Origin of the sequence: Marivirga salinae (assembly GCF_030503855.1) — a bacterium.
In the GTDB taxonomy this organism is placed as follows: domain Bacteria; phylum Bacteroidota; class Bacteroidia; order Cytophagales; family Cyclobacteriaceae; genus Marivirga; species Marivirga salinarum.
The window spans coordinates 457,041-481,795 of sequence record NZ_CP129971.1 but is presented as its reverse complement, the minus strand read 5'-3'; the positions used below and the strand labels follow the sequence as shown (position 1 = coordinate 481,795).

Annotated in this window: 24 protein-coding genes; 20 read left to right on the top strand and 4 right to left on the bottom strand. The window is 35.2% G+C overall.

The features are described from left to right. Positions 1 to 11 precede the first annotated feature (11 nt). Positions 12 to 1,049, bottom strand: coding sequence for a glycoside hydrolase family 130 protein (locus QYS49_RS02085; protein WP_308349973.1), 1,038 nt, complete (start codon positions 1,047 to 1,049; stop codon positions 12 to 14). Then, positions 1,046 to 3,457: a phosphoenolpyruvate synthase gene (ppsA, locus tag QYS49_RS02080; RefSeq protein WP_308349972.1), complete on the bottom strand. Its 2,412-nt coding sequence runs from the start codon at positions 3,455 to 3,457 to the stop codon at positions 1,046 to 1,048. Before ppsA ends, QYS49_RS02085 begins: the two co-directional genes overlap by 4 nt. Positions 3,458 to 3,724: 267 nt before the next feature. On the opposite strand from ppsA, the gene QYS49_RS02075 reads away from it, so the two are divergent. The 7 genes from QYS49_RS02075 (at position 3,725) to QYS49_RS02045 (ending at position 13,031) form a co-directional block, all read left to right on the top strand. Continuing rightward, the gene (locus QYS49_RS02075; RefSeq protein ID WP_308349971.1) at positions 3,725 to 6,448 is read left to right on the top strand and encodes a cation-translocating P-type ATPase; all 2,724 of its coding nucleotides are present in this window, start codon (positions 3,725 to 3,727) and stop codon (positions 6,446 to 6,448) included. A 338-nt stretch (positions 6,449 to 6,786) separates the two neighbouring features. Then, positions 6,787 to 7,272, top strand: coding sequence for a DUF2231 domain-containing protein (locus tag QYS49_RS02070; RefSeq protein WP_308349970.1), 486 nt, complete (start codon positions 6,787 to 6,789; stop codon positions 7,270 to 7,272). 59 nt (positions 7,273 to 7,331) lie between these two features. Then, positions 7,332 to 9,893 (top strand): cation-translocating P-type ATPase, encoded by a 2,562-nt coding sequence (locus tag QYS49_RS02065; RefSeq protein ID WP_308349969.1) that lies wholly within the window; start codon positions 7,332 to 7,334, stop codon positions 9,891 to 9,893. 114 nt (positions 9,894 to 10,007) lie between these two features. After that, positions 10,008 to 11,093, top strand: coding sequence for an efflux RND transporter periplasmic adaptor subunit (locus QYS49_RS02060; RefSeq protein WP_308349968.1), 1,086 nt, complete (start codon positions 10,008 to 10,010; stop codon positions 11,091 to 11,093). Beyond that, entirely contained in the window at positions 11,090 to 11,950 is an 861-nt protein-coding gene (locus QYS49_RS02055; protein ID WP_308349967.1) for an ABC transporter permease, read from the top strand. The genes QYS49_RS02060 and QYS49_RS02055 overlap by 4 nt, the downstream gene beginning before the upstream one ends. Positions 11,951 to 11,962: 12 nt before the next feature. After that, positions 11,963 to 12,349 (top strand): ABC transporter permease, encoded by a 387-nt coding sequence (locus QYS49_RS02050; RefSeq protein WP_308351563.1) that lies wholly within the window; start codon positions 11,963 to 11,965, stop codon positions 12,347 to 12,349. Between the two features lies 1 nt (position 12,350). Beyond that, positions 12,351 to 13,031 (top strand): ABC transporter ATP-binding protein, encoded by a 681-nt coding sequence (locus tag QYS49_RS02045; RefSeq protein ID WP_308349966.1) that lies wholly within the window; start codon positions 12,351 to 12,353, stop codon positions 13,029 to 13,031. 262 nt (positions 13,032 to 13,293) lie between these two features. On the opposite strand, the gene QYS49_RS02040 is transcribed toward QYS49_RS02045, so the two are convergent. Together QYS49_RS02040 and QYS49_RS02035 are read right to left on the bottom strand one after the other, a co-directional pair. Further along, positions 13,294 to 14,055, bottom strand: coding sequence for a hypothetical protein (locus QYS49_RS02040; RefSeq protein ID WP_308349965.1), 762 nt, complete (start codon positions 14,053 to 14,055; stop codon positions 13,294 to 13,296). Between the two features lie 10 nt (positions 14,056 to 14,065). Further along, positions 14,066 to 14,605, bottom strand: a complete 540-nt coding sequence (locus QYS49_RS02035) for an RNA polymerase sigma factor (RefSeq protein ID WP_308349964.1) — start codon at positions 14,603 to 14,605, stop codon at positions 14,066 to 14,068. A 150-nt stretch (positions 14,606 to 14,755) separates the two neighbouring features. On the opposite strand from QYS49_RS02035, the gene QYS49_RS02030 reads away from it, so the two are divergent. The 13 genes from QYS49_RS02030 to QYS49_RS01970 all read left to right on the top strand — a co-directional run bounded on the left by QYS49_RS02030 (position 14,756) and on the right by QYS49_RS01970 (position 24,629). Continuing rightward, a complete protein-coding gene (locus QYS49_RS02030; protein WP_308349963.1) occupies positions 14,756 to 15,013 on the top strand; it encodes a DUF2604 domain-containing protein in 258 nt (85 codons plus the stop codon). Further along, positions 15,000 to 15,602 carry a putative metal-binding protein gene (locus tag QYS49_RS02025; protein ID WP_308349962.1) on the top strand — a complete coding sequence of 201 codons (603 nt, stop codon included), beginning with the start codon at positions 15,000 to 15,002 and terminating at the stop codon, positions 15,600 to 15,602. Before QYS49_RS02030 ends, QYS49_RS02025 begins: the two co-directional genes overlap by 14 nt. After that, on the top strand, positions 15,599 to 16,084 hold the full coding sequence (locus QYS49_RS02020) for a hypothetical protein (protein WP_308349961.1): 486 nt from the start codon (positions 15,599 to 15,601) through the stop codon (positions 16,082 to 16,084). The genes QYS49_RS02025 and QYS49_RS02020 overlap by 4 nt, the downstream gene beginning before the upstream one ends. Further along, positions 16,084 to 17,616 (top strand): E2 ligase fold family C protein, encoded by a 1,533-nt coding sequence (locus QYS49_RS02015; protein ID WP_308349960.1) that lies wholly within the window; start codon positions 16,084 to 16,086, stop codon positions 17,614 to 17,616. The genes QYS49_RS02020 and QYS49_RS02015 overlap by 1 nt, the downstream gene beginning before the upstream one ends. Before the next feature lie 79 nt (positions 17,617 to 17,695). Further along, on the top strand, positions 17,696 to 17,824 hold the full coding sequence (locus tag QYS49_RS02010) for a hypothetical protein (protein WP_308349959.1): 129 nt from the start codon (positions 17,696 to 17,698) through the stop codon (positions 17,822 to 17,824). A 29-nt stretch (positions 17,825 to 17,853) separates the two neighbouring features. Beyond that, positions 17,854 to 19,125: a TolC family protein gene (locus QYS49_RS02005; protein WP_308349958.1), complete on the top strand. Its 1,272-nt coding sequence runs from the start codon at positions 17,854 to 17,856 to the stop codon at positions 19,123 to 19,125. A gap of 10 nt (positions 19,126 to 19,135) precedes the next feature. Further along, complete coding sequence (locus QYS49_RS02000) at positions 19,136 to 19,276, top strand: hypothetical protein (protein ID WP_308349957.1); 141 nt, start codon at positions 19,136 to 19,138, stop codon at positions 19,274 to 19,276. 53 nt (positions 19,277 to 19,329) lie between these two features. After that, on the top strand, positions 19,330 to 19,509 hold the full coding sequence (locus tag QYS49_RS01995; RefSeq protein ID WP_308349956.1) for a hypothetical protein: 180 nt from the start codon (positions 19,330 to 19,332) through the stop codon (positions 19,507 to 19,509). A gap of 353 nt (positions 19,510 to 19,862) precedes the next feature. Then, positions 19,863 to 20,546: a response regulator transcription factor gene (locus QYS49_RS01990; protein ID WP_308349955.1), complete on the top strand. Its 684-nt coding sequence runs from the start codon at positions 19,863 to 19,865 to the stop codon at positions 20,544 to 20,546. Beyond that, positions 20,543 to 21,826, top strand: coding sequence for a sensor histidine kinase (locus QYS49_RS01985; RefSeq protein ID WP_308349954.1), 1,284 nt, complete (start codon positions 20,543 to 20,545; stop codon positions 21,824 to 21,826). Before QYS49_RS01990 ends, QYS49_RS01985 begins: the two co-directional genes overlap by 4 nt. A gap of 70 nt (positions 21,827 to 21,896) precedes the next feature. After that, positions 21,897 to 22,421: a hypothetical protein gene (locus QYS49_RS01980; RefSeq protein ID WP_308349953.1), complete on the top strand. Its 525-nt coding sequence runs from the start codon at positions 21,897 to 21,899 to the stop codon at positions 22,419 to 22,421. Between the two features lie 29 nt (positions 22,422 to 22,450). Further along, positions 22,451 to 23,173 (top strand): superoxide dismutase, encoded by a 723-nt coding sequence (locus QYS49_RS01975; RefSeq protein WP_308349952.1) that lies wholly within the window; start codon positions 22,451 to 22,453, stop codon positions 23,171 to 23,173. 142 nt (positions 23,174 to 23,315) lie between these two features. After that, positions 23,316 to 24,629 carry a TolC family protein gene (locus QYS49_RS01970; protein WP_308349951.1) on the top strand — a complete coding sequence of 438 codons (1,314 nt, stop codon included), beginning with the start codon at positions 23,316 to 23,318 and terminating at the stop codon, positions 24,627 to 24,629. Positions 24,630 to 24,755 lie beyond the last annotated feature (126 nt).

Below are 24,755 nucleotides of genomic sequence, written 5' to 3'. Positions count from 1 at the left end.
ATAATATTAGGTTATGGTTGTTTTCTGAGCTCACACAGCAAATCAGTTATATCCAGTTTTGCCACCGCAATATGCTTATCTGCCGCACCATAGTAGAGGTAAAGCTGATTTCCAAATCGGGCATGACCAGTGGGGAAAACGACATTGTTTACAACTCCTTCCACCTCCCAATCTTTTGTTGGAGAGAAAAGCGGATAGGGCAATCGAGCTATTTCAATTTCCGGTTTTTCAATATGAAGCAAGGCGGCTTTGGCATGGTAAATCTTTCCTGTTGGAGATTCTTGTACACCATGATAAATCATTAGCCATCCATCATCTGTTTCAATAGGCGGACCACCTCCTCCTATATAGTTTACTTCAAATTCATCTTTGGGATCTATAACAATAAAATCTGTAAGGTTTTTAAAATACTGCTCCCAAAATGATGGCGTTAAATCTTTCCAATCTTCAAAATAGACAACTTGTATTCCGGGCCAGACTCGGTGTAGCATTACAAATTTTCCATTTATCTTTCTTGGGAATAATACAATATCTTTATCTCTGAGGTATCTGAACTCATCATCGACTAGTCCTATCTCGGCAAAAAGGTTGAAAAAATAATAGTATTTGGGGTTTAGCTTGCTCTGATCACTCTGTTGGATAAATCGTACATAATCTTGATAATTTATATGAGGAGTAATTAGGCCCTTTTTTTCAAAGTGAATAAGATCTTTCGAGATGGCTAATGCTCCCAATGCATTCACCCCATCATACGCGGTATAGGTCATATAATAGGTATCTTCAATTTTAACAATTCTAGCGTCTTCAACTCCATGTTGCTCATACTCAAAATCTCGTTTAATAAGCGGTTGAGTGTATCTTTCGATAATTTTAGATGGCTCATTGGTTTTGGCATAACCAATAGTAGAAAAATTCCCCTCTTGAACAGCTCGATAATAAATATGTACCGTATTTCCATCTTGGTAAACACCAGGATTGCATACACCCATATTTTCAAATTCATTTTCGGTAGGGCTTAGTATTATGCCGTATTTTTCTACAGTTATCATAAAGAGATGGGTTTAAGTTTCTCAGCTTCAAGCATGTTTTCAATGCCCTTAATTAGAGCATCCGGATTAAAGGCAATGCTGTCAATACCCTCTTCAACCAAAAATTTGGCGAAATCAGGCATATCACTAGGAGCTTGCCCGCACAAACCCACTTTTATTCCATTCCTTTTTGCTGCACGAATACTTTCACGAATGAGTGCCTTTACTGCAGGATTTTCTTCTTTAAATAAATAACTTACCAATTCAGAGTCTCTGTCAAGACCCAAAGTCAATTGTGTTAAATCATTGGAGCCTATAGAGAAACCATCAAATAATTGAGCAAATTCATCTGCCAATAGCACATTGCTGGGAATTTCTATCATAACATAGATTTCCAGTCCATTTTCCTTTTGCTTCAGACCATTTATTTCCATTTCAGAAATCACAATTTCTCCTTCCTCTACCGTCCTACAAAATGGAATCATTAGCTTCACATTACTTAATCCCATTTCCGTGCGAACTTTTTTCATGGCTTCACATTCCAATGCAAAGCCTTTTCTATAAAAACTACTGTAATACCTTGATGCACCTCTTAAACCTATCATGGGGTTCTCTTCTTCCGGTTCAAAGTATTTTCCGCCTATCAAATTCGCATATTCATTACTTTTAAAATCACTCATGCGAATAATTACATCTTTGGGATAGAAAGCAGCAGCCACCAAGCCAACTGCCTCTGAAAGTTTATCCACAAAATAGCTTTCACGGCTTTCGTAACCTTTAGTCAATTCATCAATTTCTGCCTTAATTTCTTTATCCAATACTTTTTCATAGTCTATTAAAGCCAGCGGATGAATTCGTATGGTATTGCTGATAGCGAATTCTAAGCGCATTAAGCCGACCCCTTTATTAGGATAATGGCTAAGGTCAAAAGCACGTTCAGGGTCGGAAAGAATAAGCATTGGAGCTGTTTTTGGCATGCCCAATTGACTTAAATCCTGCTTAGAAACCTCCCATTCTAGGAGGCCGTCATAAACCAGACCTTTACCAGAAGCACAAGATACGGTCACAAGCTGACCATTTTTGATAGCCTCCGTTGCATTTCCGCTCCCAATAACTGCGATAGTGCCAAGTTCTCTAGCCACAATTGCAGCATGGCTTGTTCGCCCTCCTTTATTGGTTATGATTGCAGAAGCCCTTTTCAGTATTGGATCCCAATCAGGATTGGTAATATCTGTCACTAATATTTCTCCTTGTTGTAATTGATCACCATCCTTCGGGTCTAGTATAATTCGAGCTTTTCCAGAGGCTATTTTATCACCAAGGGCAATACCTTGAGCAAGTAATTGACTTTTATCTTTTAGCGAATAGATTTCCCTTATTTTTTTATTTTCTTTTCCTTGTACAGTCTCAGGTCTGGCCTGTACTACATATAATTGGTCATTCAACCCATCTTTTGCCCATTCGATATCCATCGCTTTTCCATAATGTTTCTCAATCAAAAAAGACCACTGGGCTAGTTTAATTACTTCTCTTGAGGATAAAGAAAATGTCCTTTGTTGCTCTTCTATGGTTTCAATATTTATTATGGTTTTTTCTGCTGATGCATTCTCTGAGTGCTCAGCATAGCGCATTGTATATTCCTTTTTACCGCAATGCTTCTTTAAAATGGGGTTTAAATGGTTATCAGAGAGAGTTGGCTTAAATACGATCCATTCATCAGGAGTGACTCTACCTTGTACTATATTTTCTCCCAGCCCCCAACAGCTATTGATAACAATGGCCTCCTTAAATCCGCTATCAGGGTCAATGGTAAATATTACTCCTGAAGCGGCTTTATCACTTCTAACCATCTGTTGTATTCCTACTGAAATAGCTACATCAAGCTCAGTAAATCCCATTTCATGACGGTATTTGATTGCGCGATCAGTATATAAAGAAGCATAGCAAGTATGAACTGCTTCCAATAATTGCTTTTCACCACTGATATTCAGAAAAGATTCCATTCGACCTGCAAAACTAGCCGAAGGCAGATCTTCAGCTGTAGCGCTACTTCGAACTGCAACATCTAAGTTTTCAATTCCACATTCTGTTGAAAGTTTTTGGTAGGCCTTATTTAAGCTTTCAATTATTTCTGGTGGAAATTTAGCTTCCATTATTAAATTTCGTGCTTTTTCACCTACAGCTTTTATGTTTGAATAGTTATTAGTATCCAGTGAAAGTAATAAATCATGTAGTGGTTTTTCAAGCTGGTTGACTTTGCAGAATAAGCGATAGGCATCGGCTGATAGTGCAAATCCATTAGGGATGCCAATTCCTTTAGGTGTAAGCTGATTATACATTTCCCCGAGTGAGGAATTTTTACCACCCACCTTGGCAATATCTTTTATGTTTATTTCATCAAAAAATAATATAAATGCTGGATTTGACATCTTTATGTTATTTAAGTAGGCATTAAAACATGATTAAGTAGGTGTAATTTAGAAATCTGACTTTTTAAAAGGAATGACAATTGTTTAGGGATTGAAAGATAGTTGTCGTCATTTTGAGTGATGGTATGTGTTTAGGTTTATTATATTATCGAATTACAATAGGATTTCTTCAACACTTTAATCAGCTGATCTCTTGATTTTTATCATCACTATTGATAGAAATAAGTATTAATTTGAAGCTAGTTAAGCTTCCAAAACGGTCCGTCCATGGTTAGAAATTTTCAAAAAAATAAAGCTTTAAACCCACATGCCTTAAGTATAGAGGAAACCTTGAATTTGTGTGGATGTAAATTGGATGGACTTTCTGATGAGGATGTAAAGGAACTGCGTAACCTTCATGGTTGGAATGAATTGCCAGAGATTAGTGCTATGCCCTGGTGGAAAATACTGCTCAAGCAATTTAAAAGTCTCATGTTTATTATTCTCTTGGTGGCAGCATTAATTGCTTTTTTTGCAGGACATAAGACGGATACCTATGTCATAATAGCAGTAGTTATAATCAATGCTATGATCGGTTTCATTCAGGAATTGAAAGCGGAGAGAACCATATATTCATTAAAAAAGATGGTTGTTCATAAGGCTAGAGTAGTTCGAAATGGAGTTACTTTCATGATTCCTTCACGTGATTTGGTGCCGGGTGATATTATTGTATTGGAGGAGGGGGAGAGTATACCTGCTGATGGTCGTTTGATTGAAGCTAAAAACCTACAATGCATGGAAGCCTCCTTGACGGGTGAGTCTATCCCAATTAGCAAAGACTGCGAAGCTGTTCCAGTAGAGACGGTAATTGCAGATAGAAAGAATATGGTTTGGAAAGGGACTTTTGTAGCATCAGGATATGCAAAAGTTGTGGTGACAAGTATAGGACTAAATACTGCTATTGGGGAAATATCTCGAACCTTAAGTGGTATTAAAAGAGAAAAGACCAATTTCCAGAAAAAGACCAATGTTTTGGCTCGCCAAATGGTGATTATTGCGATCCTGAGTACTATTTCATTATTCCTAGCTAGCTATTTTTCTGGCGATTACGAAATGGATGAAATTATATTGGTTAGCATGGCTGCTTTAGTAGCCGCCATACCAGAAGGATTGCCTGCCATTTTAGCTATTGTTCTGGCGATTGGTTCTAGAAGAATGGCCAAGAGAAATGCAATTATCCGTGATTTCACCAGCGTGGAAACTCTAGGAGCAGTAACAACAATAATAACGGATAAAACGGGCACTCTCACCCAAAATACGTTGACGGTTAAAAAAATTGGTGGGCTTGGCAATTCAGATTATCATGTAAGTGGAGAAGGCTGGTCTCCTGTTGGTAATTTTACGAAAAATAATAAAATCATAGACCCTAATAATGATAAGATTTTATCAAGAATAATTAAAATAGCCGCCATTTCTAATAATTCAGAAATAAAGCACAACATCCAAAAAAATCAATATGAATTGATGGGAGACCCTACCGAAGGGGCACTATTATGTATGTCAAGAAAAGCAGGCTTAAGTTTATTGGAAGAAGATAAGAATCAAAAATTGGATGACTTGCCCTTCAACTCAAAACATAAAATTCGTGCGACCTTACTGGCTAATCGTGAGATTAAAGAATTATTAATCGTAGGTGCCCCAGAAAAAATACTACAACTTTCCACTCAAATTTTAACAGAAAAAGGGGAAGTAAAAATTAGCGATCATGACCGTGAAGCTCTTCACAATAAAATAGAATCTTGGTCGGAAGATGCCATGCGGGTAATTGGTCTTGCTTATAAAAAAGTAAATCCCAATACGGAAAAAATAGATGAGCAAAACTTGGGTGATTTGGTTTTTGCTGGTATAACAGGCATGATAGACCCACCACGACCCGATACCAGGAAAGCAGTTGAAAATTGCAAGAAGGCAGGTATTAGAGTAATTATGGCTACGGGCGACCACATCAATACAGCCATAGCAATAGCCAAATCGGTTTCTATAATAGATTCAGCTGATAATAGTGAAATCTTAGCATTAAGCGAAAAACAGTTGCTACAAATGGATGATCTAGAATTTGATGAAGCTATTAAAAATGTGAATGTATTCGCAAGGTTAACACCTAACGTCAAACTTAAAATAGCAGAAAGACTACAAGCAATGGGCGAGTTAATTGCAATGACTGGAGATGGGGTAAATGATGCCCCAGCTTTAAAAAGAGCGGATGTAGGTGTAGCAATGGGAATAATGGGCACTGATGTAGCCAGAGATGCAGCGCAAGTTGTATTAGCAGATGATAATTTTGCCACTATAGTTGCCGCTGTGGAAGAAGGTCGGATAGTATTTACAAATGCTCGTCAGACCAGTTTCTTTTTAGTGACTACCAATTTTGCTGAAATCACTACGCTTGTCACTTTGATATTTTTGGGATTGCCTATGGCATTAACTGCCACACAGATTCTCTGGCTCAATTTAGTAACAGATGGTATTTGTGATATCTCTTTAGCCACTGAAAAAGGCCATAATGATGTTTTGGAGGAAAAACCAGTAAATAAAAAAGAAAAGATACTCAATAAAATTGTATTGCCATTGATACTGATCATGACCGTTATTATGACATCACTTTCTTTAATTGTTTATTTTCATTACTTGCCCGAAGGGATTGAAAAGGCACGGACTACTGTTTTTATTATCATGGCCTTTACCCAATTATTCAACCTATACAATATGCGCTCTTTGAAAAAGTCTATTTTCAATATTGGCTTTTTTAGTAATAAATATATCAATATTGCCATTTTCGTGTCAATTTTAATACAAATTATTATTATTGAAGTACCGTTTTTTGAAAGGATCTTTGCCTTTCAACCTGTTAGTGCCTTGGAGTTTATAGTCCTAGTAGCCATGGCTTCTTTAGTGATTTGGAGTGGTGAGCTTTATAAATTGGTGAAAGGGAAGTTAGCGTTGGGGAGATAGATTGCTGAAGGGAAGGGATAGGGCAGGTGAATTTACGAGCATGCGTGGCATGGCGGGAACGGGGCTCTATTTCTAAAAATTCTATTTTACTTCAAATAACTCATGCTATTTAAATAGAGCAAATTGAGGACATACAAATTAAACCACAGATCTCTTAATTTCACTTTTGATTGGCAGCTTTTAAAATTGACTTTTACCTTATTCTATATGAAAGTCTAATATAATCTGCATTAAATCAAAGCTTAAGGGTAAAAGAGAAACCCCAACAAAAATCATAAATCCAAAAGACCATTATCATCGCTATCTAAAAATATCATGGCGATATTTAGATAAAAACAATGGATCAAACTCATATTCATCTATTAATAAATCACCTTCCAGTTTTTGGCTCAATTTTAGGTGGATTCGTTCTTGCACACGGAATTTGGACAAAAAGTAACCCTACAAAAATTGCTGCATATAACGTTTTTATAATTTCTGCAATAGGAGGCGTCATTGCTTTTTTAACAGGTGAAGCGGCAGAAGAAACTGCTGAAAATATACAAGGTGTAGCTAAAAATATGATTGATCAACATGAAGATTTTGCTGTTTTTGCATTAGTATCATTAATAGTTCTTGGAGTTGCCTCTATTTTGGGAATATTGATGACACTTAAAAAGTCGAATCTCACTAGAAAAATAGCTTTTGTAATTTTATTGATATCCCTGATTAGTTTCGGATTAGTGGCAAGAACCGGCTATTTGGGTGGACAAATAAGGCACACAGAGTTATCTAATGATACATCAATTCTTTTTGAAAATTCAGAAGTCGAAGATGAAGACTAAATTACGCTGCTTTCTGGGCAGTAATAGTATCCCCGAATTACTAAAAGCTTTCTAAAAGAATGTCAGCGCATCATTTCAATATAAAAGGTTTAAATAGTAAAGAAGTAAGTCTTGCTAAGAAGAAATTTGGGCAAAATAAATTAACCTACAAACAAGAAAATACTATTCTAGATATTGTGAAACGCATTGCTAAGGAGCCAATGGTCATATTATTATTGGTTGCTTCCATTATCTATTTTATCAGTGGTGAGACAGGAAACGGTTTGTTTTTAGTGGTTGCCATTCTATTCATCACTTCCATTTCTTTATATCAATATTCCAGAAGCAAAAATGCCTTAGATAAATTAAAAGATTTTTCTCAACCTTATTGCAAAGTTATCCGCAATGATAAAATTGAAGAAATAAAAAGTGAAGATATTGTTATGGGAGACTGTTTGATGGTTGAGGAAGGTACCTCAATTACTGCCGATGGCACTATTCTCCACTCAAATGATTTTTCAGTAAATGAATCTATACTCACAGGAGAATCTCTTTCAGTTTTTAAAGATAAAGATAAAGAAGATAAATTTGTTTACAGTGGAACTACAGTAGCCAGTGGATTAGCAATTGCGAAAATTACTGCAATTGGCAATGAAACCAAATTAGGGAAAATTGGAACAAGTTTAGAAGGTATAAGCGAAGAGAAAACTCCCTTAGAAATACAGATTAAAAATTTTGTGAAATGGATGGCTATTTTCGGTGCCATTGTTTTTGTATTGGTCTGGGTCATTAATTATTGGCAATCGCAAAATATATTGAGTAGTTTACTCCATTCGCTTACTTTGGCAATGAGTATTTTACCAGAAGAAATCCCTGTGGCTTTCACCACATTCATGGCCTTAGGTGCTTGGCGCTTAATGAAATCGGGTATTGTAGTTAAGCAAATGAAAACAGTTGAGACCCTAGGCAGTGCTACTGTTATATGCACAGATAAGACAGGGACGCTGACAGAAAATAAAATGAGTCTGGCTAAATTATTTTTATTAAAGAGCAATAAAATAGTAGATCCTAATGAAAAGTTAAACGAGGAAGAAAAAGAATTAATTGAATTAGCCATGTGGGCAAGTGAGCCTATTCCTTTCGACCCTATGGAGGTGGCATTGCACCAAGCCTATTCGGATTCAACTAATAATGATAAAAGACTCTATTTCAAACTTATTCACGAATATCCATTAGGAGGCAAACCGCCCATGATGACACATGTCTTTTCGGATAATCAAAATAAAAAAATTATAGCAGCTAAAGGGGCGCCCGAGGCGCTGATTAATATTTCTAATCTTTCTGAATCTGAGAAGAAAGACATTCATTCGGCTATTCAACTTTTAGCTAGAGAAGGTTACAGGGTATTAGGGGTAGGAGTATCCGATTTTTCTGTTGGGGAATATCCCGAAAAGCAACAGGATTTACCTTTTGAACTTAAAGGAATAATTGCATTCTATGACCCTCCAAAAAAGAACATTAACATAGTGCTCGAAGATTTTTATTCTGCTGGTATTCATGTGAAAATCATTACTGGAGATAATGCCGCTACTACTGCTTCTATTGCTAAACAAATTGGCTTTCAAAATTATGATAAAACAATTTCGGGAGAAGAGCTGATGGAATTATCAGAAGCAGAAATGAAAAGTTGTGTTAGGGAGACTACCATTTTTACCAGAATGTTTCCTGAAGCCAAATTAAAAATAATCAATGCTTTAAAATCCAATAATCAAATAGTGGCCATGACAGGCGATGGAGTAAATGATGGACCAGCTTTAAAAGCTGCACATATTGGTATTGCTATGGGTAAAAAAGGAACTGAAATAGCAAAGCAAGCAGCATCATTGATTCTATTGGAAGATGATTTGTCTAAAATGGTTAAAGCTATTGCTATGGGGAGAAAGATTTATGCTAATCTTAAAAAAGCAATTCAATACATCATATCCATTCATATCCCCATAATTTTGACTGTTTTTGTCCCATTAGCTTTTGGTTGGGCTTATCCTCATATTTTTTCACCAATTCATATTATATTTTTAGAATTAATAATGGGGCCGACTTGCTCCATCATTTATGAAAATGAACCAATGGAGGAAAATACCATGCTTCAGAAACCTAAGCCGCTTAGCTCAACATTTTTCAATTGGAGAGAACTTTCTATAAGTATTATTCAAGGCTTGTTTATAACTGCAGGAACATTGTTTGTTTACCAATATTCCGTGTTTAATGGATATAATGAAGCACTTGTTCGTACCATGACTTTCACTGTCTTGATCACTGCCAATATTTTTCTAACGCTTATAAATCGCTCTTTTTATTTTTCCATTTTGAAAACCTTGAAGTACAAGAACAATATGGTTTTGTATATTATTTTTATAACAATATTCCTTGTCGGATTGATGCTTTATGTAAATCCATTTACAAGCTTTTTTGAATTCGAAAGCTTGAATCTAAAGCAATTACTACTAAGTGTATTGATTGGTTTTATCTCAGTAATTTGGTTTGAGCTTGTAAAAGTTTTTAAGAGAATAAAAACAAGTGATGATAAGAAAGAACGGTTTTTAATAGCAAAGACTAATAAGCAGGGCTTAAGTACTTTGTAAATCGGCTAAATAATGAATGTAAGCTGGTATTTTTAGAAAATTCATTTCTAAAAATACCAGCCCTATAATAGCCATGAAACGTTAAATATAATGATGTCAGTTTAAGTATTGAAAATGAAAAAGGAGCTCATACGACCGCTATTAATTGGTTTATTGGTTTTAACAGGATGTAATAATAATTCTGAAACGATAACACCAAAAAAATCTGACATTACCGAAAGTGTTTATGCTTCTGGTATCCTGAAAAGCGTAAATCAATATGAAGTATTCACTCAATTTAACGGTAAAATTGAAGAGATTTTTGTAAGAGAAGGTGATTTTGTGAGAAAAGGCGAACCCCTTTTTCAAATAGAAAATAGCAGTGCTAAATTATCTACAGATAATGCCCGAATTTCTGCTTTTTCAAATGATTATAAACGGAATAAAGAAAAACTTTTAGAGGCTCAAAATGCAATTGAGTTGGCACACAAAAAAGTTATTAATGATTCACTTTTATTTGTAAGACAGAAAACATTATGGCAGCAAAATATAGGTTCAAAGATTGAGCTAGAGCAAAGAGAGTTAAGTTTTGAAAATGCCAAAGTAAATTTAAAAAAAGCACAAGTTACTTATGAAGACCTCAACCGTCAATTAAAATTATCTTCTGTTCAAAGCAAAAACAATCTAAAAATAGCGCAATCTGCGGAGAAAGATTTAACTATTAAAAGTGAATTGGATGGCTTTGTTTATAAAATTAACGCAAAACAAGGTGAACTGGCTAATTCAATGAACCCATTGGCAGTTGTTGGACAGGAAAAATTTCTTATTGAGTTTAATGTTGATGAATTTGATATTGTAAAAATCCGAAAGGGTCAAAAAGTGCTCATCAGAATGGATAGTTACCAAGGGCATATTTTTGAGGCTCAGGTTAGTTTTATTTATCCAATGATGGATGAACGAACCAGATCTTTTAAAGTGGGAGCTATTTTTTCTAAGGAACCAGATGTTCTATATCCGAACCTTACTTTAGAAGCGAATATTGTTATCAATAGTAAGAAGGATATATTAACTATCCCCACAAGCTATTTGATAAATGAATCCTTTGTAATGTTGGAAGATGGCTCTGTTCAAGAAGTAGAAATCGGCTTAAAGGATTTTACCCTTACCGAGATACTTAGCGGTATTGATGAGCATACTGAAATTAGAATGCCAAAAGAATGAAAGTTAAGCACATTTTTGAAATAGCAAGAGCCCTGATGTCGGCTAGGTCAAAGCAAACGATGGTGGCTGCAATTGGTGTTACTTTTAGTGTGGCATTTTTTGTTTCTCTCTTGGGATTTATGGAAGGGTTAAATGCGCTTTTAGATGGTTTGGTATTAAACCGAACCCCTCACATTAGGTTATATAATGATATACGACCATCCGACCAACAGCCTATTGATTTAGATCCGACCTACAAAAGCTACCATAATTTTATCACCTCTGTAAAACCATCCATTGCACGAAAGGAAATTTACAATGTGGAAAATATCCTAAAAAGATTAAGCACTGACACTAGGGTTTTGGGTGTTGCTCCCAAATTAACTGCTCAGGCATTTTACAATTTGGGAAATGTAGAGCTCAACGGCAATATTAACGGGGTAGATGTTGTACAAGAGGCATTGCTTTTCAATTTCGAAGATTATGTAATTAATGGCAACTATATGGACTTAAAAAATCAATCAAATAGTATAATTATAGGTAAGGGAGTTGCAGAAAAAATGCTAGCAAATAAAGGGGACCTCATTCAAGTGACGACTGTGAATGGGGAGCAATTTTCATTAAAGGTGGTAGGCTTTTTTCAGTCTGGAATTGCCGAATTAGATAAAGTACAGAGCTATGCTAGTTTGGCCACCTGTCAGAAATTATTAGGCAAGCCATCCACCTATATTACTGATATTCAAATTAAGCTTCATAAAATAAGAGAGGCGCCATTTATAGCCAAAGAGTACAAGCAGATTTTTAGGGTCGATGCAGAAGATATACAAACAGCGAATGCCCAGTTTGAGACTGGTAGCAGTGCAAGAACCATAATTTAATTTGCAGTAGGCATAGTCCTTTTAATTGTTGCGGGCTTTGGTATCTACAATATTCTCAATATGATGATTTATGAGAAAATGGATACGATTGCTATTCTCAAAGCCACAGGATTCTCAGGGGCGGATGTTAAGAAAATATTTATTGCGATTTCATTAAGTATTGGCGTTACAGGGGCAATAGCGGGTGTTTTTTTAGGCCTTCTTTTTTCGGTGATGATAGATAATATTCCTTTTGATTCTTCGGCTCTGCCAACTATCAACACTTATCCTGTTGATTATGGAATACAATATTATACCATAGCCGTTGTTTTTGCGGTGGCTACTACCTATTTAGCAGGTTTGTTTCCATCACAAAAGGCAAGTAGGGTGGATCCTGTGGAAATCATAAGAGGAAAATAAAATGGTAAATAAAATTGCCTTAGAAGCCAAATCAATATTTAAATCATTTTACGATCCTGTAAAAATTGATGTTTTAAAGGATATATCTTTTAACATCAAAAGGGGCGAGTTTGTATCAGTAACAGGTAAGTCTGGCTGCGGAAAATCAACCTTGCTCTATATTCTCTCTACAATGGATTCAGATTATACCGGTGAACTAATAATAGACAATGAATTGATGTCGGGCAAAACGGAAAAACAATTGGCCTTGGTAAGAAATGAGAGGATTGGCTTTGTGTTTCAATTTCATTACCTACTTAATGAGTTTAGTGTATTGAAAAATGTCATGCTTCCGGGTTTCAAATTGAATAAATTCTCTGAGGAGCTATTAGAAAATAATGCCTATGATCTTTTAAAAAAGTTAGGGATAGAAAAACTAGCAAAGAAAATGGCTTATCAAATTTCGGGTGGGGAAAAACAAAGAGTGGCGATTGCTAGAGCTATGATTAACGACCCACTTATTTTAATGTGCGATGAACCAACAGGAAATTTAGATAGTAAAAATACAGAAATTGTATTTGATATTTTTAATGAATTGGTCAATACTTTCAATAAAGCCTTACTCATAGTAACCCACGACCAAAATTTCGCAAAAAATACCCATAGAACTATTGTGATGGAAGACGGTAGGATTTTGAAATAAAATTTTTAAATCAAGTGAGAGAATAAACATCAGCTTAACGGTTTTCTCAGATTTCTAAGTAATGAAAATCCATTTCCTGCCTACAAATATGGAATCTCGGCTACACTATCTTCAGTAATTTCAAAACACAAAAAAAGGAGTCAATCTGATTGACTCCTCTATATTTTAGGGTTCAACAATAAAGTTTGAACACTTGTTTAATAAAGTTTGAACTTATTTTAGATTTTTGTTTAATAAAGTTTGAACACATTTCAAATAAATTTTAGTAAAGGGATTCTGGTTTAAGGTTGTTTTCCTCCATCCACTTAATAGCGCCTTGAATTTCTTCACTTCTATATTTACTCTTTTCCTTTGACCATTGATATAGTTTGTTTGTCAATGTATTTTCATTAATAATAACATTTTCATCCTTTAAATCTTCCCAACATGCAAATAAAGTAGCTACCAGTTCAACTTTATGAGTCCTTGAGCTTCTAAATGAGTCTATAAGCCACTGAATTTTGTGGTGATTAGTTGAATAATAAGATTTATAAAAATTTTCTTGCTTTTTCAAACCGGGTAAAGGATTATAGACAAATTTATTGTGCGCACCAACCCTTTTTACTTCAAACCATTTTTGCTTTTTGAACTCCCTATCAATACTATGCATAAACTTATTATCCATCGGTCCTGCAGCTTGTTTAAGGTATCTATGTTTTAAATTGTATTTACAAATTTTTTCGCTTAAAAACATTAACTTTTGAAATTTCACATGTCCAAAAGTTATTTCTCCATGCAGCTGTTTAGCTATCTCTCCAGCTAACACTACTCTTCTAAAATACAGTTGCCCTTTTGATAGGTCTGCATTCTTATTTACCTTTTTAGTTTTTTCCTTAATTTGACTTAATGCTGAATTGATTAAACTATCGTAGTCTAATCCTTCCTCAATAAGGAAATTTTTGGCAGAATTAGCTGATGAACTTACCACTTCAGCCATGTCGTGTTTAAATTTCAGGTATATCACCTCACTATTTAAATTTTCCATAATTAGTCTATTAGATAATAGTAATCAGATGTTTTTTAGAGACTCTTTTTAGACTTTTAAGTCTATTGTTATATTCATCTGGAGAGATTTCTAATTCCTCACAAATCTCTGATTTTTTCTTCCCTTCAAAATATCGTTTTTCAAAAATTGAAATTAATGATTTATCATCTTTGATCAATAATTTAATTTCTTTCAATAATATATTGGCATCAATATTTTCATCAATATTCATATTCTCACAATAGTAACGCTCAGGAGCGTCATTGTTATCTTTGAACAGAATAGAATGATTTTCCAACTTAACCCTACTGGAATTATTATGGTTATAAACCAAGCTTCTCAATATGTTATATTTAAGATACCAAATAAAGTTTGGATTCCTTTTAGGATCAAATTTACTTGGATTTTCCAAATGTTTAGTTATTGCATCAACGGCAAGATCCTTGGCAACCTCACCTTTGTCATCTTTCTCAAGATTATTTAGCAAAGAATAAGCATAAGCAATTAGTTTAGATAATACTGGTTCCCAATCAACAGAATCTTCTTTCATATACAAACAATAAAATGAAGGCTTTAGGTTTATATGCTAGTTTGACAAATAAAATTGCCACTTCATGGCAACTTTTAAAAGTTGGTCAGCATTTATTAATGAAGGCTATTTAAAGCCAAATTCTAAAATATAAATTAAATATAAAGAAAAATGAATAAAACACAATTAATTACATTAACGTTTAGAATCGGTTCTGAAACTGAGAATATAACAAACGTAAATTTAAATCAACCACTTTCTGTATCTGTTAAAAAAGCACTTAAAAATCACGGTAGAGAAATAGGTGATTGGATTGTTACCTTTAATGGTAATCAACTTGATACTTCCAAAAAAGTTGAAGAGCTAGGTTTGGCTAATAATGATCTTTTGAAATTAACATTAAGAGATGGCGGAGGTGGATGTAATTAAGGAGACTCAATTTGTAGATATTGAAGTTACAAGAAGAAAATTTGATCGGCAAGTAAATTTATTTCTTGATCATGAAAATGATTATAGAAAGGAAGGTATTATTTGTCTAAGTATGGAGTTTCCTTTTTTTGAATTTGCTTTCTTTTTAACCAAGTATAGTGTTTTAGATCAAATTCAGAATGGCTTTAAAGTAAGACAATACCCTTCTTTCTTATTTGCAATCAGGGTTGACTACAGAAATTATGATTTGCTTCCTCCTTCTATAAAGTTTATAAATCCTTTTGATTCTAAAGTTACGAAACAACTGCCAATATTAGACATAAGAATACATCCAGATCAACAATCAAACTCTAAAATAACAACTATTCAAAATATTTTACTTAAGGATTTGAACGATGACATATTTATATGTTTAAGAGGAAATAGAGAATATCATGAGCATCCTCAGCACAATGGTGATTCATGGCATTTATATAGAAATACGGGTAAAGGAGCCATTAATAATATTCTTAATAGTCTACAGTTATATGCAATCTCAAATTGGAACAAAACTTTTGATGCAATGGAAAAAGGACCTGTAAGCAAATGACAGATTTAGAATCAATTACAAAAATAAATATCCCTATGGATATTATGGAAGATGCATATTTATTTATGCGAAAGATAGGAAGAGATGGATTAGAGAGTGTAGTATTATTTCTGGGTAAACTTGAAGGAAAAGTATTTAATGTCTCAAAACTTTATATCCCTGAGCAAGAGTCTTATTGCACTTCAGAAGGACTATTGTATTATGTTTCTCATGAGGAATTAGATAGATTGGGTGATTTTGCCTACGATAATAAACTAACTCTTTACATTCAAATGCATACTCATCCCGGTAAGGCATATCACTCATTGGCTGATGATGAAAACTGTATTGTCACCAGATATGGAGGCTTATCTATAGTGGTGCCAAATTTTGCTCGCGATAATATCGACACCAAGTTTTGGGCTGTATATCAGCTTGATCGGTTTAAAGGCTGGAAAGAACTTAGCAGTGAATTAGTTCAGTCAACTTTTATTATGGAATAATGGGATTTGCAAAATATTTTGAAAAGGATCTGTTGGCTTTGAACAAATTGATGTCTTCTGATTCGGATAGATTTATAAAAGAAAAATTAAATAATCAACTCATTTGCCTCGAATTCGATGATCAGTACCATAGTTCTTATGAGGCTAAATGTTGTTTGGAGTTACTTATAAGTATAATAGCCAGACTTTATCCGAGAATTAGTTTCAAATGTGATCTTATAGGAGCTGAAAAAACCATTACTAAACTTTCGAAATATGCAAAAAAGATTAATAAAGAAATTGACATTGAAAATGATAAAACTCCAAGCATAATACTATCAACCTGTAAAAAACCAAAACAGCTAAAAGGCGAAATCAGATTTTATCTTGGGTCTGATAATTGGACTGCCCTTTTCTCTACTACGAGACCTCAAAGTTTCGCATTTTCTAAGAATCCGTTTGGTGCTAGCATTGCTGCATGTATAGCTGCCTCCAATTTATTCAGATCAGTGTTTGAAAAGGAACTTAAATTCACAATTGATGATAATGTTAGATTTTCAATTCTAGATCAATATTATGGTGCTAATTTTAATATTAAAACTGAAAATTTAGATTTAGACGAGTTTGACTTAGTTGGGATTGGAGCAATTGGTTCTGCAACCGTCTGGGCACTTTCAAAATTAAAAGGTCTTAAAGGAAGAATTAACCTAATTGATCATGAAAAGTTGGATAAATCTAATCTTCAAAGATATATTTTATTTAATGAGACTGATGAAAATAAGTGGAAAGTAGATGTAGCTAAAAAGCATTTAAACGATAATAAATTTAAGCCTGTTTCTTATAAAAAGAAATGGGCGAACTACATAGGGGAAGATTATAAAGGATCTTGTACATCTAAAATGGTTCTTGTAGCTGTTGATTCAAAAGAAGAAAGAATAAACATACAGAGCAGTCTACCTCAAAAGATTATCAATGCTTATACAGACGACTCTAGAGTTGGGATATCAAGGCATTTAAATTTTATTGAAGACTCTTGCTTGGCATGCATATATATTCCAACCAAAGAAGAAAAAGGTGACTTAACCTTAATGGTTGAATCCTTAAACTTGAAGGGTCAAGAAAATTTTTTATATAAATATTTACAACCTAGTAATAAAATTGATCATGAATTTATTGACAAATATTCCGAGAAAAATGATTTAGAAAAGAATTCACTAAAAGAATATATTGGTAAAAACCTAACTGATTTCTACTCAGAAGTGATTTGTGGTTATAAAGTGCTAGAGCTTAAAGATAGTAAATTGGTTGAGAAAGTAGATGTTCCACTCTCTTTTCAATCTGCTTTGGCAGGAATCCTATTAGCAGCAGAACTAGTCATAGAAAAAAGTGAGTTTAGTAGGAAGCAAAATTTTGATGTAACTCAGTGGCAGATTCTAGCTAAAATTAACAAAGAAAATCCAGGTAATTTCAATTACATTAAAAACCTAAGTAAAAATTGTATCTGTGGTGATTCAGATTATCAAGATGTCTATAAAAAGAAATGGAATATTTAGTCAGGCTAAATATTTTTAACGCAAAGCTACGTTTCTGGCATATTAAAACTGAAATATTTATTACACCTAAAAAAACAAAATGAAAGTATCAATTAAGAGTATCATAGACGGTAATAAGGAAGTAATAATTTTAACTTATGTTGATGAATTCATAAGCTCACCTGAAGAAAAATTATCTTTAGAGAAAAAGTTAAGTTTTCAATTATAGTTTTGCTTATTGCCTATTGCCACCTGACTATGGCTCAAGACACCATTCCACTTATTTTAGAGAAAGTAATGGAGCTGGCAGGGGCTAATAACTTGACCATTAAAGAATATCAGGAACGTCAGGAATTGGCGAATGCTCAAAATACTGAAGCTAATGAATGGTGGCTGCCCGATATTTATGCTGGCCTGCAAACACATCAGCTGGCAGGAGCGGCCATGAATGCGGATGGAGGTTTTTTCCTGGAAGTAGATCGAAGTAATTTATGGAGCGGGATTGGCTTAAATGCAAACTGGGATTTTGCAGATGGCATATTCAAGTCCAAAGCAGCTTCCCTGAAATCAGATGCTTCATCCTACAAAACTGAAGCGGAAAGAAATCAGGTTATTTTAGAAGCTATCAAGGCATATTATGAATTGCAGGCCGCACAGGCAGAGTTAAGCGCTTATCAAAATTTGGTAAGCCAGGCTGATTCTATTGCCAGTCAAATCGATCATCAGGTGGAGTCAGGCTTGCTTTACGAGTCCGAATTACTCTTGGCTAAAAGCAATCGTAATCATCTAAAGGTGGAAATGGCGAATGCCCACAAGCGATTTCTGGAAAAATCTTCCAGGCTTGTGAATATATTAAATTTTAAAAAGGGAATTCAGTTAGTCAGTGCAGATAGCATGATGACTGTTCTTCAGTTTGAAGAAGATTTATTAGTGGAGAGTGTCGAAGGGCATAACAGGGCAGAAATAAAAGCTATAGCACTAGATCTGGAAGCCATCGAAACCGAAAAGAAAACCACTACAGTTGGTCTGCTAATTCCCGAACTAGCAGTAGGTGCTTATGGGTCTTATTTCGGAAATTTATCAGGTAATGTGCGCGCAATGGAACCAAACCGTTTCCCCGAAACCAGGCAACAGTATCCAACAAGGGCACTAAATGCCTCGTTAATGTGGAATATTCCTTTGGGAAGACTGTTTTCCGGTGGAGAGCTTAAAGTTTATAATAGCCGGATAAGCTTAGCAGAAATAGAATCTGAGCAAATGAAAGCTCAAATTCGGGAGGAAATAACCAATGCTCAGCAAAAAATTGATCTGGGAAAGCAGCAAGTAGAAATTGCAAAGGAATCATTGGAGCTTACGGCCGAAGCAGTCGATCAAAGCATTAAAAAGCAGGAAAACGGCACAGCCAAGCCTTTTGAGGTTTTTCAGGCACAGCAATTCTACTTACAGGCGCTAATTGATTATTTGAAATCAGTTGGTGATTACAACGCAGCGCAATATGAGTTGAAAGTGGCTAAAGGAGAAGAACTATAAAAATTTATTCATGGGAGGAGAAAAAGAAAACCTGCCTTTGCTTGAAAACAAGTTAAGTAAAGTCAACACCATGATTTATGTGTGCAGAAATAAAACCTGTAAATTACCTGTGAAAAAGGTGGGGAAAGCCTTTGGGCAGATTAAAAAATAAAACTTTATAAATATCAGAGCATTAAAAAATTATAAATCAAAAATAGGATAATTATGAACAGGAAAGAATTTTTACGTAACTCAGCTATCTTAGGAGGAGCTAGTATACTTCCCTTAAGTACTGCATTTTCACAAAATGTGACTGAAAATGGAATCGATAAGTTGGTGGATAGTAATGGAAACTTTATTCAGAAATCATCCCAATCGATCAAGTTACGAAAAAAAACGCGTTAGATTCTCCAGTGCAAGCTTCTTGGCTTGTGTCTGGACTATCTAAAAAAGGTAGAAAAAACTTATAATAAATTTAGCTTTTAGGAAGGACGCTATTTGTATTAAGATACCTGGTATTTCCCTTGAATGTATATTATTTGTATCCAAATTCTTATTTGCGAATAAACTAAACAGCAAAATAATAGTTCAATAAAATATACTGCTTAATACAAATAGAGATTTGTATGCCATAATGAAGAAAACCAACCGTAAATTAGCCACATTTGGTTTTTGACGGCACGCAAAGTCAAGGCTAATACCAAAAGAGCTTGATTTTCGCCAACATTTCTACAGAATTAAAACCGTATTTTGAAGTTATGAAATTACTCATAATAGAAGACGAACCCCAATTGCTAAAAAGTCTGGAAGATTTTGTTTCCGAAGAAGGGTTTGTTTTTGATTCTGCAACGAGGTTCCAGTCTGCTATGGAGCGCATTTCCCTTTATGAATATGATTACATTATCCTAGACATCAATCTTCCTGACGGGAGCGGTTTTGACCTGCTGGAAACACTTTTTAAGAAAGGAAAGACCGATGGAGTAATTATTCTTTCAGCACGGAATTCGTTGGATGACAAATTAAAAGGTCTCGGCCTTGGGGCTGATGACTACCTTACCAAACCGTTTTACTTTTCCGAACTCAATGCCCGGATAAAAGCCATCATCCGTAGAAAACAATTCAAAACCAACAAACTTGTCCGCTATGCCAATCTGGTTATTGAACCTGACCAGTACCTGGTAGGGATAGACGACCTTGAAAATAATATTTCATTCACCAAAAAAGAATATGCCATTCTTACGCACCTGATCAACAACCATAAGCGGGTGATCTCCAAAGTATCATTGGCTGAATATATTTGGGGCGACTATGTGGACGAAGCACAGAGCTTCGATTTTCTATTCTCACAGATCAGGAACCTCAAAAGAAAGTTAAAAGAAGCTGGGGCACAGGTAGAAATAGACAACATCTATGGAGTAGGTTATCAAATCAAAACATTATGAAGCTGCTTACCTATACTTCTCGCATTCAAATTCTATATTTCCTGATCCTGTTCGGGATTTTTTCCATATTGTTTTACTTGGTACTTAGCTGGAATGTACTTCAAAATGTAGATGAAGTGTTGTACAACCGCAAAGTCAACCTACTGGCTTACCTCCAAGATAATCCTGATGCACCATTCAAAGGAGACAACCCACTGGATGATTTTACCTTTTATCCTATTGAAGAAGCAGTTTTCCAACGAGGCAAAGAAAGCTATACAGATATCCTTATCTATGAACCTGTGGATAATGAGCTGGATGAATATAGAAAGCTAACCGCCTTTGTGAAATTACAGGGCAAACATTACCGATTGGAAATTGTAAAGCCGCACCTAGAAGCAGCTGAAATGATTGGTACAATTGCGATTACACTAGGAGGTTTATTACTGGGGTTGGCGCTTTCATTTTATTTATCTCACCGCATTATCTCCAAAAAAATATGGAAACCGTTTTTTGAAATGCTTGAAAAGCTACGGCATTTTCGTCTCGACAAGCAGCAGTTACCGGAATTATCCACCTCCCCGATAGATGAATTCCAGCTGCTAAATGAGACCATTATGGATCTTGTACTTAAAAACATGGAAGTGTTTGAAAGCCAGAAGCAATTTATTGAAAATGCTTCTCATGAAATGCAAACCCCATTATCTGTTATCCAATCAAGGCTGGAAGCACTCATCGGACAGGCTGAACTCACAAAAGAGCAAGCAGAGATTTTGGAAGGCATTATCGGCTCTACACAGCGCTTAAAGAAACTGAATAAAACGCTGTTACTTTTATCTAAAATAGAAAACCGGCAGTTTCTTCTTGCAGAACAAGTTGACGTAAACACAATTATCAGCCGCTCACTGGAATATTATGAAGAACAGAAAGCTGCCCTTAATATATCGGTGAAAACGAAAACACAAAATAGATTGGTCGCGCAGGGAAATGCGATGCTTACTGAGATCCTGGTGCAAAACCTGCTTAAAAATGCCTTTCTGCATAATGTTGAGGATGGCATGCTAAACATTCAAACACAGGACAACAAACTCATAATTGCCAATACAGGCCACGAAAAGCAAAAGAAAGGACCGGTATTGGAGAAGAACAAATTGTTCAACCGTTTCTACAAGCAATCCGGTAATCCCGATACCTGGGGGTTGGGTTTGGCTATAGCCCAAAAAATCGCTGAAACAAATGGCTGGAGCCTTCATTATCGTGAAGTAGACGACTTGCATATTTTTGAGGTGGATTTCGGGTAATCAGGTTATCCTCCCAAATTTCTACAGATTCCTTTCCGATACTTGTATTTGATAAATCATTAAACTAGTAATGAAGGGAGCCAAAAAACAACTCATACTTATTTTGCTTATATCGTATTTAACAAGTACAGTTGCGCTCTCACAGGTAGATAACAAAGTAACCAATTATCCAAAGATAAAAAGCTACTTCAGTATAGTTCATCCAATTGCTACATTTACAAAGGATGAAAATCACTTTAATTTTAATAATAATTACAGGGTGGGATTTCCCGTTGGCATCAACTTCCTACAAAGTGCTAAAATAGCTTATAGTATAGAATTTGTGCCTACGATTTCAGTTAATGATTGTAGGAGCAGTGTAACCGGCCTGTTATTTCACCCGGGTGTTATCTACCGAAACATCGGAGGTTTTAATTTTTTAAGCAGGCTTGCTTTCAATACGAATGGTCGTTATGGTTTTACAGCCGTTATAAACAAACCAATAATAAAAAAGGAAAAGGTGACCTATTATCTTGCTATACCCATTCCGTTTCGTTTTGGAAATGAGTTGCCTGCCACGGTAAGCTTCGGTTTTCAAATTGGTATTATTTTATAACCTTTTAACTAACAAAAAACAGATTAATTATGAACAGGAAAGAATTTTTACGTAACTCAGCTATATTAGGAGGAGCTAGTATACTTCCCCTAAATAGTGCATTTTCACAAAATGTGAATGAAAATGGAATCGATAAGTTGGTGGATAGTAATGGAAACTTTATTCAGAAATCACTTCCATACAACAAAACATTTTTAGAACCACACATGGATGAAGAAACCCTGCACCTACATTATGAATTTCATCATGGCGGAGCGGTACAGGGTGCAAACAAAGACCTGGAAAAAATTAAAAGCCACTTAAAATCAGGTGACCTTGATCAGGTGGATTTATGGACAAGAAAGTTGTCTTATCATTTTTCGAGCCATGTGCTACATTCTATTTTCTGGACGAACCTGACCAATAAAAAAACAGAACCCAAAGCGGAATTACTGAAACAGATAGAAAAAGACTTTGGCTCATTTGATAACCTGAAAGCGTACATCTCCAAAATCTCAAAATCAGTAGAAGGCAGTGGATGGGGCATATTGGGCTATCAGCCCTATTCACAATCCCTTACCTTATTGCAATGCGAAAACCATCAAAAATTAACACAATGGGGCGTGGTACCTTTACTGGTTATTGATGTGTGGGAGCATGCATACTATCTGAAACACAAAAATAGAAGAGGAGATTTTGTCGATACTGTTTTAAATATTATTAACTGGGATAATGTAGCTGATCGATATATCAGTGCCATTAAACTTCGATAAACAGAAAATATGGTTTTCACAGAAGCCCTAAAAGTACGGCTTATAGTTGCTAACTATTGCTTTACAGGGTTTGCTGTGGAATCTATTGTGTTTCGAAAACACAGGTTTTCATTTTTTAAACCATCTTTCAAAAAAAACTGAATTGGTTAAGAATCTAAATTTCAAATCCATTTTTTCAGATTCTACATTAAATGGACGAACATTGTTTTTTTTTCTTCTATTTCTTTCTGCAAGCTCGGCTTCAATTTCCCAAGCGAACGAAATTAAGGTACAAGAACTAACTTTTAATGAATATCTTCAGCAGGTGCTCCTCCATAACCTCTCATTCATCAGAGAGAAGTATGAGGTTTCAGCAACAGAAGCATCGCTTTTAGCGGCTAAGGTTTATGAAAATCCTGAGCTAGAGATGCTTTCACCTCAATTCATGAGAGAAGAATTCTCCAATTTCCCAGCTAACATCGAATATGAACTGCAAATCCCCATTGTACTTTTCGGAAAAAGACGTTACAGGATTGAACAAGCACGTGCCGAAAAATTAGCTGCAAATGCCAATCTGGAAGATTTTTTACTGCGTTTACGTGCCGATGCCGCGCGTAATTTTATAGAGGTACTGAAGAATCAACTACTGATAGAGAAAATGGAATCTATTCTTGAGCAATGGAATAGTCTTATTCAAGTAAATACGGATCGTAATCAGAATATTAATAGAAGGAGTAAAATCGATAGTCTACAGATCCGCATTGAGACAAGGACTTTCAAGGCCGGCATATTGGATTTAAAAATCAGGTTTACAGAATTAAAAGCCAATACCTATCTCTTGCTCGGTGGTATTCCAAAAGACTCTCTGGTGTTTGACGGAGATTTAATGATTAATCTTCAGATACCCCATATTGACTCTTTACTGAAGAAGCTTTCTGAAAACCGCCCTGACTTGATCTCTGCTTCTTACAAGCTAAATGCTGCAGAAGCCGGGGTGCAAAAGGCACAAGCGAACCGCCTTCCAAACATCAATTTAATTGTTGGTTATGAATATGGAAGTGAGTTCAGGCAACCATTCAATGCTTTTCTTGCCGGGGTGGCATTGCCTTTAAAATTTTCAGGTCTTAATTCCGGAAAATACAAAGTAAGTCTCAATCGACTTGAACAGGCGAAACTATCCGTGGATATTGAATCTCTTGAAGCAGAAACCGAGCTAAGGAAAAGCTGGGAAAAGTACAGGCTGATAAAGCAAAAGAGAACATTATTTGCAGAAAGCATTCTGGAGGACGCCCAAAATGCACGGAGCATGACAATGCAAAAGTACAAGGAAGGACAAGCCTCATTGCTTTCTGTTTTCGAATCGGAAAGGACTTTAAGTGAGATATTTCGCAGATATTATGATACGCTTTCTAGTTACGCTCATTCGATAATTGACCTTTCGGAAGCATCCGGTACTTGGTTTGTCGAATGGGACTAGATAAAATTAGTTTTAAATTTATCCATAATAAAACGTAGATTAGATGGAGAAAAATATTTTTTCAGGAAGGCATGAGACTATAATTTAAATGTTTCTCAAGGCTGCAAAGTAAATGCCTTCAAACTT

Bases quoted from the DNA above. Each gene is read 5' to 3' on its own strand.
- QYS49_RS02065 (WP_308349969.1), top strand. From the start codon at position 7,332: ATGTCAGCGCATCATTTCAATATAAAAGGTTTAAATAGTAAAGAAGTA.
- QYS49_RS02070 (WP_308349970.1), top strand. From the start codon at position 6,787: ATGGATCAAACTCATATTCATCTATTAATAAATCACCTTCCAGTTTTT.
- QYS49_RS02005 (WP_308349958.1), top strand. From the start codon at position 17,854: ATGGCTCAAGACACCATTCCACTTATTTTAGAGAAAGTAATGGAGCTG.
- QYS49_RS01985 (WP_308349954.1), top strand. From the start codon at position 20,543: ATGAAGCTGCTTACCTATACTTCTCGCATTCAAATTCTATATTTCCTG.
- QYS49_RS02020 (WP_308349961.1), top strand. From the start codon at position 15,599: ATGACAGATTTAGAATCAATTACAAAAATAAATATCCCTATGGATATT.
- QYS49_RS02015 (WP_308349960.1), top strand. From the start codon at position 16,084: ATGGGATTTGCAAAATATTTTGAAAAGGATCTGTTGGCTTTGAACAAA.
- QYS49_RS02010 (WP_308349959.1), top strand. From the start codon at position 17,696: ATGAAAGTATCAATTAAGAGTATCATAGACGGTAATAAGGAAGTAATA.
- QYS49_RS01995 (WP_308349956.1), top strand. From the start codon at position 19,330: ATGAACAGGAAAGAATTTTTACGTAACTCAGCTATCTTAGGAGGAGCT.
- QYS49_RS02075 (WP_308349971.1), top strand. From the start codon at position 3,725: ATGGTTAGAAATTTTCAAAAAAATAAAGCTTTAAACCCACATGCCTTA.
- QYS49_RS02030 (WP_308349963.1), top strand. From the start codon at position 14,756: ATGAATAAAACACAATTAATTACATTAACGTTTAGAATCGGTTCTGAA.
- QYS49_RS02040 (WP_308349965.1), bottom strand. From the start codon at position 14,055: ATGGAAAATTTAAATAGTGAGGTGATATACCTGAAATTTAAACACGAC.
- QYS49_RS02085 (WP_308349973.1), bottom strand. From the start codon at position 1,049: ATGATAACTGTAGAAAAATACGGCATAATACTAAGCCCTACCGAAAAT.
- QYS49_RS02035 (WP_308349964.1), bottom strand. From the start codon at position 14,605: ATGAAAGAAGATTCTGTTGATTGGGAACCAGTATTATCTAAACTAATT.
- QYS49_RS01980 (WP_308349953.1), top strand. From the start codon at position 21,897: ATGAAGGGAGCCAAAAAACAACTCATACTTATTTTGCTTATATCGTAT.
- ppsA (WP_308349972.1), bottom strand. From the start codon at position 3,457: ATGTCAAATCCAGCATTTATATTATTTTTTGATGAAATAAACATAAAA.
- QYS49_RS02000 (WP_308349957.1), top strand. From the start codon at position 19,136: ATGGGAGGAGAAAAAGAAAACCTGCCTTTGCTTGAAAACAAGTTAAGT.
- QYS49_RS02060 (WP_308349968.1), top strand. From the start codon at position 10,008: ATGAAAAAGGAGCTCATACGACCGCTATTAATTGGTTTATTGGTTTTA.
- QYS49_RS01990 (WP_308349955.1), top strand. From the start codon at position 19,863: ATGAAATTACTCATAATAGAAGACGAACCCCAATTGCTAAAAAGTCTG.
- QYS49_RS01975 (WP_308349952.1), top strand. From the start codon at position 22,451: ATGAACAGGAAAGAATTTTTACGTAACTCAGCTATATTAGGAGGAGCT.
- QYS49_RS02055 (WP_308349967.1), top strand. From the start codon at position 11,090: ATGAAAGTTAAGCACATTTTTGAAATAGCAAGAGCCCTGATGTCGGCT.
- QYS49_RS02045 (WP_308349966.1), top strand. From the start codon at position 12,351: ATGGTAAATAAAATTGCCTTAGAAGCCAAATCAATATTTAAATCATTT.